The following is a 12,134-nucleotide window of genomic DNA, read 5'->3' on the forward strand; positions in this document are numbered from 1 at the left end:
AGCTCAATCTTTATTATGCACGGCTAAACGCCTCGGTCTCGAGACCTTGAACCCACGGAGAAACACCCATGAGTGACGCTATCGTTCACGTATCTGACGCCAGTTTTGACGCTGACGTCCTAAAGGCCGATGGCCCCGTTCTGGTCGATTTCTGGGCGGCCTGGTGCGGCCCCTGCAAGATGATCGCGCCAGTGTTAGACGAGCTGGCCGGTGAGCTGGCCGGCAAAATCACCATCGCCAAGATGGACGTTGATGCCAACAAGGAAACCCCAGCGAAGTTCAACATTCGCGGCATTCCAACACTGATGATTTTCAAGAATGGCCAGATGGAATCTATGAAAGTAGGCGCGCTATCAAAGTCGCAGCTGGTTGAATTCATCAACTCAGCACTATGATTCTGACCAAGCGCTGCGAAAGCAGCGCTTAGTTTTTGCACTATCCAGATTTTGTGTTTATACTCAGCCCATCTTGAATTACCCCGTCTGATCAAGTCCTCGAACGCATACTGACAATCGGCCTACCGGCCATCTAAAACCGTTCGACTTACCGTGGATTCAGCTCAGACATCGGCAGATGTGGCCCCTAGTTGGCGCCCGACCCAAAATGTCAAAATTTGCCTCTAATAATTTCAGCCATAAGCACCCTATTTCGTATTGAATACTTTTTTATTTTCTTTACCTAGCGCACTACCCCCAGATCGCAATTTGAAATCGCGGTAACGGGTTCACTTATCCCCCATAAAGCACTATCTTATGAATTTAACCGACCTAAAAACAAAATCTACTGAAGTACTCCTCGAGCTAGCCAAAGGCATGGGCCTAGAAAATCTGGCCCGCTCACGCAAACAAGACATCATTTTTAATATCTTAAAGCGCCACGCAAAAGGCGGTGAAGATATCTATGGCGACGGTGTGCTTGAGATACTTCAAGACGGTTTTGGTTTTTTACGCTCGGCCGAAGGCTCTTACCTCGCCGGCCCCGATGACATCTACGTGTCACCGAGCCAGATTCGACGCTTTAACTTGCGCACCGGCGATAATATCTCCGGCAAAATTCGTCCACCAAAAGAAGGCGAGCGCTACTTTGCCCTGTTAAAAGTTAATGAAATTAATTTCGACAAACCCGAAAGTTCGCGCAATAAAATACTGTTTGAAAACTTGACACCACTGTTCCCCAATGACCGATTGGTGTTAGAAGCCGGCAATGGTTCCACCGAGGATTTGACCGGTCGCATTATCGATTTGATTGCACCAATCGGCAAAGGCCAACGCGGCCTAATTGTCGCTCCGCCAAAAGCCGGTAAAACCATCATGATGCAAAATATTGCGCAGGCCATTACGCGCAATAACCCAGAGTGTCATCTCATTGTGCTGTTGATTGATGAGCGCCCGGAAGAAGTGACCGAAATGCAGCGCTCAGTGCGCGGCGAAGTGGTCGCCTCAACCTTCGATGAGCCGCCTTCGCGCCACGTACAGGTTGCCGAGATGGTGATCGAGCGCGCTAAGCGTTTAGTCGAGCACAAAAAAGACGTGGTGATCCTACTCGACTCCATTACCCGCTTAGCGCGCGCTTACAACACGGTTATTCCATCGTCCGGCAAGGTGTTAACTGGTGGTGTGGATGCTCACGCACTGGAGAAACCCAAGCGCTTCTTCGGCGCCGCGCGCAACATCGAAGAGGGCGGTAGCTTAACCATCGTCGCCACTACCCTAGTAGACACAGGTTCAAAGATGGACGAAGTGATCTACGAAGAATTTAAGGGTACCGGCAACCAGGAATTGCATTTAGATCGCAAGATCGCTGAAAAGCGCGTCTACCCAGCCATCAACATTCGCCGCTCGGGCACGCGCCGCGAAGATTTACTGATGAAAGAAGACGAAATGCAGCGGGTTTGGATTCTGCGTAAATTACTGCACGACATGGAAGACTTGTCGGCAACTGAATTCCTCACCGACAAACTGAAAGATTTCAAGAGCAATAATGAATTTTTCATGTCGATGAAACGAAAATAAAAATAGCCCGCACTAGCGGGCTTTTTTATACACACTAAACTCTAATACTTTTGTACGTAATAAATCAGGAGCACGCTATGGAATGGTTAGACAAAATTGAATCGATGGCAATAACCTATGGCCCCAAGCTGATCACGGCACTACTAGTGCTTTGGATTGGCTGGAAACTCATCGGCTTCGCCACCAAAATGCTCGACAAAGCGTTAGAAAAAAGTCAGACAGAAATTACGCTGCGCAAGTTTTTAGGCAGCTTGATCGGCTCCATTTTAAAAGTCATGCTCGTGATCAGTGTCGCGTCCATGGCTGGCATTCAAACCACCTCATTTATCGCCGTACTCGGTGCCGCCGGCCTTGCCGTGGGCCTAGCGTTGCAAGGCAGCCTGTCGAACTTCGCTGGCGGGGTCTTGATTCTGTTGTTCAAGCCGTTTAAGGCTGGCGATTTTATTGAAGCCCAAGGTATTGCCGGGGTAGTCAAAGATATCCAGATTTTCACCACGCGCATCGTCACCGGTGACAATAAGATGATCTTTATCCCCAACGGCCCACTCGCCAACGGCAACATTACCAACTACTCAGCGCAAACTCATCGCCGCGTCGATTTGCTGTTTGGTATCGGCTATGGCGACAGCATCGACAAAGCCCGCGAGACCATCAACAAAGTCATTGCAGCGAACGATAAGATCATCAAAGACGACGAAACCAGACAACCGTTGGTGGTAATTTCTGCACTCGCAGACAGCTCGGTGAATTTCACCGTGAGAGTCTGGACCACGACGGAAAATTACTGGGCTGTGTACTTCGCCATGCAAGAAAATGTGAAGAAAGCCTTCGATGCCGATGGCATTAGCATCCCCTTCCCGCAACGGGATGTTCACCTTCACCAAGCTTCTTAAGGCGAAGGTGATTGTGCTATGGTATTGCCCTCATTAGAGGGCAATACCAGCAATGAAATATACCGACCTTCGCGACTTCATCGCCCAGCTTGAGCAGCGCGGCCAACTCATTCGAATTAGCCATCCGGTTAATCCTCATCTAGAAATGACCGAGATCTGCGATCGCACCTTGCGCGCGGGCGGCCCTGCACTTTTATTTGAAAACCCTATTGGTTTTAATATGCCGGTACTGGCCAATTTATTTGGCACGCCCGAGCGGGTCGCGCTGGGCATGGGCGAGGAGAAAGTCGAAAGCCTGCGCGAAGTGGGTAAAATGCTCGCCTTTTTAAAAGAACCGGAGCCGCCACAGGGCTTCAAAGACGCTTGGGATAAATTACCAATATTTAAACAAGTGCTCAACTTAGCGCCCAAGATTGTGAGCAAGGCCGCCTGCCAAGCCGTGCAATTTTCCGGCGCCGATGTGGATTTGCACAAGCTACCTATTCAAACCTGCTGGCCTGGCGACGCAGCACCGCTGGTGACTTGGCCCTTAGTCATCACTCGCGGGCCAGAAAAAACCCGGCAGAACTTAGGCATTTACCGTATGCAATTAATCGGTAAAAATAAATTGATCATGCGCTGGCTATCGCACCGCGGCGGCGCCTTGGATTTTCGCGAGTGGTGCGCCGCCAACCCCGGCAAAAAATTTCCCGTCGCCGTGGCCCTTGGTGCAGACCCAGCGACAATATTGGGTGCGGTCACGCCGGTGCCTGACAACCTGTCCGAATACGCTTTTGCCGGCTTGTTGCGCGGCGATAAAACCCAAGTCATCAATTGCGCCACCAATGATTTACAAGTGCCAGCCAGCGCTGAAATTATTTTAGAGGGCACCATAGACCCGAGCGAACTAGCCGACGAAGGCCCTTACGGCGATCACACCGGTTACTACAACGAAGTTGATAAGTTCCCGGTATTTACCGTGGAGCATATGAGCTGGCGTAAAGACCCCATCTATCACTCCACCTACACCGGCCGACCACCGGATGAACCCTCCGTCTTAGGTGCGGCGCTGAATGAGGTTTTTGTACCTATTTTGCAAAAGCAGTTCCCAGAAATCGTCGATTTTTATTTACCGCCAGAAGGCTGCTCCTATCGACTGGCCGTGGTTACCATCAAGAAGCAATACCCTGGGCACGCCAAGCGCGTGATGATGGCCGTGTGGTCTTTTTTGCGCCAGTTTATGTACACCAAATTCGTCATTGTGACGGATGACGACGTTAATGCGCGCGATTGGAACGACGTTATTTGGGCCATCACCACGCGTATGGACCCAGCCAGAGATACCGTATTGGTGGAAAACACCCCCATCGATTATTTGGACTTTGCCTCGCCGGTTTCAGGTTTAGGCTCAAAGATGGGACTCGATGCCACCAACAAGTGGCCGGGCGAAACGGAGCGCGAGTGGGGCGAGCCTATCAAGCGCGATCCGGCTGTTGTTAAACACATCGATGAAATTTGGGATCAATTGGGTATCGTTTTAAATGATCAATAATATTTCGACGGCTGCAGCTAAGCTCACCGCAGCTTTAGCAACTGTAGTATTTGCGCTCACACCCCTGGCAAGCTATGCCGTCGATCAAGAGGGCAAGCGCATTGGTCTGGTATTAAGCGGCGGCGCGGCGCGCGGCCTCTCACACATAGGGGTGATTCGCGCACTGCAAGAGCAGGGCATCGAAGTGGATGCTATTTCGGGCACCAGCATGGGTGCCATTATCGGCGGTATGTACGCCAGCGGTTACAGCGTCGAACAGATGGAAGTTATTGGCACGAGCCTGGATTGGAGCTACGGTCTCACCGACAAACCACCGCGCGATGATCTCACCTTCAGGCGCAAGCAAGACGACCGTCGTCATTTGTTGCGCACCAAGTTAACGGTGGTAGACGGCGGCATAAAAATACCAGCCGGCGTCATTGACGGGCAAAACCTCGATCTGGTGTTACAAAACATTTTTTACCACACCAACGATGTCGATAATTTTGATCAGTTAAAAATTCCCTACCGCGCGGTGGCAACTAACTTGGAAACAGGTGAAGCGGTGATTATGGGTAGCGGCTCATTAAACACTGCCATTCGAGCCAGCATGTCAATTCCCGGCGTACTGGCACCTGTGGTGCGCGATGGCACCCTGCTAGCCGATGGCGGCATGGCCGATAACTTACCCGTTGACGTAGTGCGCGGCATGCAAGTAGATCGAGTGATAGCGGTCAATATCGGCACGCCCCTAAACAAAGCTAAAGACATCAACAATTTGTTTGCCGTGTCCAATCAGGTAAGTACCTTTTTAACCATTAAAAATGCTCAAGAACAAATTGCCACACTCACCAATACCGATATTTTATTACAACCCGACTTAGGCGATATTGGCTCCTTCGATTTCAGTCGCGCTGAAGAAACAATTCAGCTCGGCTACGACGCCGTGATGGCACAGGCGGACGCGTTAAAGTCCTTCGCAAAAAATGGCCCGCTTACCTTTGCCGAAGTGGCGACGAGTCACGCACCAAACATATCGAGCATATCATTCGAAAACAAAAGCTACATGCACGTTGACGCACTTCGGTTGTTTATCAAACAGCCCATTAATGCGCCCTTCGATAAAAGCCTACTCGAGCACAATATCAACACCCTATACGGGCTGGATTACTTTTCATCGGTCGGCTACCGGCTCTTAGATGACGGCGAGGGCGGAAAGCGATTACACATTCTCATTAATGGTGAAAAGAGACACACCGGTTTCATGCGCTTTGGCTTTAATACCAGCGACGATTTCCGCGGCGACAACTACTACAACCTGGCATTCGCCTACAACAAAACCGGGATTAGCAACTACGGCGCCGAGTGGTTTACCCATGTACAGCTGGGTAACGACATCAATATTCGCACCGAATTCTACGCGCCACTGGATTATGAATCACCCTTCTATGTTTTGCCGCTACTCGAATACACGGCGCGCGACATTTCGCTTTATGATGACGACTTGAAAAATGAAGTACTTTTAGTGCGCGACAAACGCACCAGCGCAGGATTTTTTACCGGCTATCAATTTAGCAACTATACCGACATCAGTGTCGGGCTAGTCCGTTCCACGGGAAATCTTAATGTCGAAGTTGGCTTGCCAAATATTGAACACTTCAACTACGACCTTGGCTACGTCGAAACCCGCTTTAAGCTAGACAGCGAAGACAATGTTTATTTCCCCACATCGGGCTCGCGCCTCGATTTGTCGGCGAGAAAATTTGATCAGACCCTAGGTTCAGACGAAGACTATTACGAAGCCGATATTTTACTGTCGAGAGCCTTTAATTTTGGCGCTCACACTTTTCTTACCCGCGCACGCGCAGCCCGTTCGGACGGCTTAAATTCAGTTCCATCAAGTCGCTTTTACTTAGGTGGCTTAGGTCAACTGTCGGGCATGCCGGAAAATAGCATCATCACGCAAAACAATAATTTATTATCGCTGCAATATATTCAACAGCTAAATAAGCCGCTGCTGATGTTCGACACCCGCTACTACCTCATAGGCTCGATCGAATACGGCCGCGCCTGGAATAACCAAGCCAGCGATTTACCTTTTAATTCTGGCGACATTTATGCCGGCAGTATTGGCGCCGCCATGGACTCACCCATAGGCCCAATCGTGCTGGCCTATGGTTATAACTCTGCCGATCGGCAATCGGTCTACTTCGCCATCGGCAGATCTATCTAAGCTTGGGTGGGTAGCGCCGCTTTCGAAGGGCGCCATAAACTGCCAAGCACCAGCGCAGTGGTCGCCACTAAAAAGCCGGTAAAGTGCGGTGGCACTGCAGCATCAGGCATAGTGAACTCACACACTATCCACGTTGCAACGCCTAAGATAATGCCAAGCCCAGCGCCAAAACTGCTGGTTTTTTGCCAATACAAACCTGCCAACAAGGGCGCCAATGCCATCACCATCGTCACCTTATAGGCATTCTCAACCATGTGGTGAATTGACGTTTCCTGGCCTAGGGAATAGAGCGAGTAAAGCGCAACTAAAATCGCAAAACCCACCACCACAGCGCGGGTTAACCACAGAAATTGGCGATCGGTAAAATAGTTGTCCGGCATCATCTCTTTAATAATATTTTCAGAGATTGTTACCGACGGCGCCAACATAGTGCCGGATGCTGTACTCATAATGACCGACAGCAATGCACCGTAAAAAATCACCTGCGCATAGAGCGGCAAATGATTAATAATCAAGTTCGGCAGAATTTGCTGCGGGTCTTGCTCAAGCAAATCCGCGGTCATCTGGGGGTCGACGATAAATGCCGAGTAAGCCAGAAAAATCGGCACGGCGGCAAAAAAGAAATACACCACACCGCCCAGCACCGTACCCCAAACCGCGATATTTTCATTCCTAGCCGTGTTGGCGCGCTGGAAAACATCCTGTTGCGGCATGGAGCCCAAGGCCATGGTCATCAAACCAGCGACAAAAGTAATGATCGCCGTCCACTCCAAGGCCGGCCAAAACTCAAATTTGCCCGCCGCGGAGGCGTGCTCAATCACCGGCGCAACACCGCCAGTAAGGTCGGCGACCAACCAGGAAATCCAAAGTAGCCCGAGCACAATAACTACCATTTGCACGGACGTCGTAATCGCCACAGACCACATGCCCCCGAAAAGGGTGTAGAGGGTCACAATGAAAACACCCAGTAAAATGCCGTTTTGCATACTCAGGGCGCCGTCGGTGAGTACATTAAATACCAAACCTAAGGCCACAACTTGAGCCGACACCCAACCTAAGTAAGACGCCGCTATAGCCACGCTGACAGCAACTTCAATAGGGCGGTTAAAACGATTGCGGTAGTAGTCGCCAATGGTCAGCAGGTGCATACGGTACAGGGGCCGCGCCAATAACAGACCAAAGAGAATTAAGCACAGAGTGGTGCCAAAGGGGTCCGATATTAAGCCACCGAGGTTTTCTTCCATAAAGGTAGCGGGAATACCCAGAACGGTTTCGGCACCAAACCAAGTGGCAAATACCATCGCTATCACCACCATCATGGGCAAGCTGCGCCCAGCGCTGATGTAATCCTCGGTATTGGTGACTTTCATGGCGGCGTAGAGCCCAAGACCGATGGAAAAAACCAAGTAAACGACAACAAATTCGAGCAACATAAGCCTGAGTCCTGCGCGAGAAGAGCGCTAAGTCTACCCAAGTCTTAACATTTGCAAAGACCCCATTTGAGCCAATGTTATACATCTAACCAGCCTTTACCCTCATTAGCCCTCGTAGTGATCAATTCTTTAACCCCTTCCGGCCTCCACATAGACAAACCGGCGAAGCCGGTGGTGACGAACAAAAGCCTAAGTCTCTGGGTAAATATCGATTCACTGGCCACCCTTGCCCTTATTTTGGCCGAAACGGCACCAAAACCTCGCAGCAAACTTGCACAGATATTGTACAAGCGTCAATATAGCCGCCCTTCGTCTAGACTAAGACCATCGACCGCTTTTTTGTTCAGATGCCAAGGATCTACAGGCCAAACCTTAATGCGAGCTATTACCGAATGACAGGCAAAACCATGAATATCCTTCAAACAACAGCGCTCATTGGCAAGGTTAACGCCGCTACTGCACTGCTTCTACTGTTGGTTTGCACGCCACTTAAGGCACAAACCAATAACTACAGCGCCCTGACCCAGGCCAATCAACCACAATTTGTTGCTCGGCTAGAGACACCCAGCGCACCAGATCAGGGCAGCCTACTCGGTCGTACACCGGCTGCCACCATGGAATACCGGATTGTTTCCGAGCGCATTAATAACCGACGCTTTTTCAAACTCATTGCCGATGCAATAGCCGTTAATAGCGATGCTAAAACACTGGCGAAAAATGCCACCTATATATCTCGCAGCCGCAGTGCTGTGCCGGTGGAACTGCAGCCAAACGACGCTATTAGCTTTGCCTATGACGGTAAAAACACGGTAGTCATGAGCTTGAATGGCGTGCAGTTAGCCAGTTATGAGTCAGCTGACTTCTTCCGTATGCTGCTCGCCACCTGGGTTGGCGAGGTACCCATTTCCAGCCGCTTTAAGCGCGAAATACTCGGTAAAGAAACGCCACCGAAAGACGTGGCCGAGCTGTTTGCTGCCTCCGCACCAAGCACCGAGCGCAAACAAGCCGTCGCGCAGGTCCTAGCAAGCCCGGAACCAGAGGCACCTATTGCTGCCGCCACTAGCGCCGTTGCAGCGGCTGCCGTCGCCAGTGCACCAGCATCAACGCCCAAAGTTGCCGAGGTACCAAAACCGCAACCTAAAGCCACCAAAACACCGGCGCCGGTAGCCAGCCCCGCACCAGCGAAAGTAGAGGCCAAGCCAGAGCCGAAGGTCGTTGCGGCACCGGCCGCTAAGGCGCCAGTTAAAACGCCAGAGGCCAAGCCCAGTGCAGCGCCTGCTGCCAAAACTGAGACCTTGCCGAGCAAACCAGCAGCAGTCGCGGCCGTTATCACCAAAGCCGCGCCTATAGAGCTCTCAGAAGAGGAAGAAGCGCGTCGACTCTTACTCCGTCAGGAATATTTAAAAGGCCTGAACCGAGACATCAATATTCAGAAGCATCTCCCGCCCGCCGCCTTCACCCGCCGAGCCGAGGGCTCAGTGCGCCTAGCTATTGCACTGGATAAGAACGGTAAACTTTTGAAGGTGGAGGTGGTCGAGCCATCCCGTTACAGCATGTTTAATGACCAAGCCCTGGAGGCGGTGAGTAATGCTCAACCCTTCACGCCACCGCCGGCAGATTTAGAATCCGACCCGTTCGAATTTGAAACCACCCTGTATTACGATTTACCGCTATAAGCTATAGATAGCGCATAAAAAAAGACCGGCATCCCCGGTCTTTTTTTATGGTCTCCAACATCCATTTAACTGCTTTGGCTAATTAGCCTTGCGTTTGAAATCGGAAAATAATCGTTTAACAACACGCTTAACATTCGCCTCTATATGATCAATATTGCGGGTTTCATCTAGCATTTTACTGCCGTACACCTCCCACAACTCCGCGTTATCTTTAGGGCTCAACAGCGCTAAATTGAGTACGCCAACGGGGTACTCAGACATCGCAGGGTCGTCCGACCAACCAACAAAGTTCATACCGTCGTTGTCGCGCTGCCAACCGCCGTATTCCACCGTATCACCCGCGCTCGCCGTGCTGGCTTGAATTTCGGTGAACCGGTAGTCGACCAAAAAATCGGCCTGATCATTTACCACTAATTGATAACCCCGTTGCTGCAATTGCGCATTCACGGCTTTGCGCACCGACTGATCGAACTGTTTCATTAGGGCACTACTGGTTACTGGCTCACTTTGCCAAGCATAGGTTTTCGCCGTGGAAAGGGATTTGCTGGCGGCTTGGGTTTCCATTACTTTTATGCTGCTGCAAGACGCCAAAACCGCAGCGCCGAGCAACACAACAGCCATGCGAAGTAAGGTCTGAAACATCGATCTTTTAACTATGTCCATAAATTCTACGTCCTGTGGTATTTAGCGGGGAAAGCGCCAGTTTAGCATAGGCCTTTTCGGCGTCTGTCTCAGGCTCTGGTCTTTTCGGCCTAATTTCTCGCGCCTTCGAAAAAACCGACTAGGATGCAAGCAGCCTATAAGGTAACCTTGCGCCAACAAAATTTGTGTAACTAGCCTACGAAGGACTCGTTTATGTCTCCCCGCAAACCCCTAGCTCAAGCCTTGCGTTGGATCTGTGCCGCTGGCTTGCTCGGCACCATGAATCTCGCTAACGCCGACACTCTGAACCAAATTTATGAATTGGCGGTTAAAAACGACCACCAAATTCGCGCCGATGAAGCCGCCTACCGCAGCGCTATCGAAGCCAAAGCCATTGGCCGCGCCAACCTGTTACCACTGATAAGCGCCACGGCCTCCTATAGCCATAGCGACATCGATACCACGGTGGGCACGCCGCTAGGCAATGCGAAAACAGACACCAAAGTCTGGGGCGCCACACTGACCCAGCCGCTGATCAACATGGCGGCCTGGTTCGGCTACCAACAAGGCATTGAATTAACCGACAAAGCCGAGGCTGATTTCAGCGCAGCGCAGCAAGATTTGATCGTGCGCACGGCCACCGCCTACTTCAACGTCCTGCGCGCCATCGATACCTTAGAAGCGTCCATTGCCGAAGAAAACGCTAACTCCCACCAGTTAGCGCAAACCAAGCAGCGCTTCGAAGTGGGTTTAACTGCAATTACCGATGTACACGAAGCGCAGGCGTCTTACGACATCGCCACGGCGCAAACGCTGACAGATCGCGGCAACCTCGGCATCGCCTTTGAGGCGCTGGAAGTCTTAACCGGCAAGCCACACAACACCATCGCGCCGCTCAAAGAGGCCTTCCCCGTCACCAAGCCGCAACCAGAAGCGCGCGGCGACTGGGTCGATTTTGCCATGCAAAATAATTACACCTTGAAATCTGCTCGCTTTGCTTCAGAGGCGTCTCGACGCGGTGCGCAAGTGAGCCACGCGGCACATTACCCGACCCTGTCGGCCTCTATCGGCTACAACGATACCGACTCAGACGTTGCCGACAACGTCTTGTTTGACCGCGCCAATAACGGCGCCACCGCGTCACTTAATTTAAGTGTGCCAATTTTCGAAGGTGGCGGCACCAGCGCCAGCTCGCGCCAAGCCCACGAAAGTGCCAACCAAGCACAAGAGCTTTACTACAAAGCTCAGCGCGACACGATTCAGCAGGCTCGCTCACTGCATTTACTGGTTACCACTGACGTGGCGCGCGTTGCCGCCCGCAAGCAAGCCATTACCTCCAGCCAGAGTGCGGTATCTGCCACGCAAGCCGGCTACGAAGTAGGTACGCGCAACTTGGTTGACGTACTGCAAGTTCAACGCACGCTCTACCAAGCCCGTCGCGATTACTCCAACGCTTTGTACGACTATGTGATCAACCAATTTCAGTTGAAGTCAGTGGCTGGTAACTTAACGCCCAGCGATGTTGTGGAGATCAACCAATGGCTAAACGAAGCCGCAACCGTCGACCGCGCTAAATACGAATAAATCACAAACAAAAAAGCCGGCAGTCGCCGGTTTTTTTGTATCTGCACCACGCTAATTCTACTGTTGCTGCTGATCCCTAAAACGCGCCCAACCTCAGCGTCTGGTATCCACCGCAATAGAAACTGACTTAAAAACCTGCACCACATTCGTC

The 12,134-nt window shown here is 51.3% G+C and carries 9 protein-coding genes; 7 read left to right on the forward strand and 2 right to left on the reverse strand.

Translation table 11 applies throughout. The annotated features are described in order from the left end of the window. Positions 1-68: 68 nt before the first annotated feature. The 5 genes from trxA (at position 69) to QWY82_RS02940 (ending at position 6,648) form a co-directional block, all read left to right on the forward strand. A complete protein-coding gene (gene trxA / locus QWY82_RS02920; RefSeq protein WP_290259735.1) occupies positions 69-395 on the forward strand; it encodes a thioredoxin TrxA in 327 nt (108 codons plus the stop codon). Between the two features lie 357 nt (positions 396-752). Next, the gene (rho, locus tag QWY82_RS02925; protein ID WP_290259738.1) at positions 753-2,012 is read left to right on the forward strand and encodes a transcription termination factor Rho; all 1,260 of its coding nucleotides are present in this window, start codon (positions 753-755) and stop codon (positions 2,010-2,012) included. A 77-nt stretch (positions 2,013-2,089) separates the two neighbouring features. After that, positions 2,090-2,905, forward strand: coding sequence for a mechanosensitive ion channel family protein (locus QWY82_RS02930; RefSeq protein WP_290259740.1), 816 nt, complete (start codon positions 2,090-2,092; stop codon positions 2,903-2,905). A 52-nt stretch (positions 2,906-2,957) separates the two neighbouring features. Continuing rightward, positions 2,958-4,436 (forward strand): 4-hydroxy-3-polyprenylbenzoate decarboxylase, encoded by a 1,479-nt coding sequence (gene ubiD / locus QWY82_RS02935; protein ID WP_290259741.1) that lies wholly within the window; start codon positions 2,958-2,960, stop codon positions 4,434-4,436. Next, positions 4,426-6,648: a patatin-like phospholipase family protein gene (locus tag QWY82_RS02940; protein WP_290259743.1), complete on the forward strand. Its 2,223-nt coding sequence runs from the start codon at positions 4,426-4,428 to the stop codon at positions 6,646-6,648. The genes ubiD and QWY82_RS02940 overlap by 11 nt, the downstream gene beginning before the upstream one ends. Here QWY82_RS02940 and QWY82_RS02945 read toward each other — a convergent pair. Next, positions 6,645-8,081, reverse strand: a complete 1,437-nt coding sequence (locus QWY82_RS02945; protein ID WP_290259745.1) for a high affinity choline transporter 1 — start codon at positions 8,079-8,081, stop codon at positions 6,645-6,647. The two genes, QWY82_RS02940 and QWY82_RS02945, sit on opposite strands and share 4 nt — an antisense overlap. A gap of 407 nt (positions 8,082-8,488) precedes the next feature. On the opposite strand from QWY82_RS02945, the gene QWY82_RS02950 reads away from it, so the two are divergent. Further along, the gene (locus tag QWY82_RS02950) at positions 8,489-9,757 is read left to right on the forward strand and encodes a TonB family protein (RefSeq protein ID WP_290259746.1); all 1,269 of its coding nucleotides are present in this window, start codon (positions 8,489-8,491) and stop codon (positions 9,755-9,757) included. A gap of 78 nt (positions 9,758-9,835) precedes the next feature. Here QWY82_RS02950 and QWY82_RS02955 read toward each other — a convergent pair whose 3' ends face one another. Continuing rightward, on the reverse strand, positions 9,836-10,420 hold the full coding sequence (locus tag QWY82_RS02955) for a DUF4136 domain-containing protein (RefSeq protein ID WP_290259748.1): 585 nt from the start codon (positions 10,418-10,420) through the stop codon (positions 9,836-9,838). Positions 10,421-10,612: 192 nt separating this feature from the next. Here QWY82_RS02955 and QWY82_RS02960 point away from each other — a divergent pair, with 192 nt between their 5' ends. After that, positions 10,613-11,983 carry a TolC family outer membrane protein gene (locus tag QWY82_RS02960; protein ID WP_290259751.1) on the forward strand — a complete coding sequence of 457 codons (1,371 nt, stop codon included), beginning with the start codon at positions 10,613-10,615 and terminating at the stop codon, positions 11,981-11,983. Positions 11,984-12,134 lie beyond the last annotated feature (151 nt).

Origin of the sequence: Simiduia curdlanivorans (assembly GCF_030409605.1) — a bacterium.
GTDB classification, from domain to species: domain Bacteria; phylum Pseudomonadota; class Gammaproteobacteria; order Pseudomonadales; family Cellvibrionaceae; genus Simiduia; species Simiduia curdlanivorans.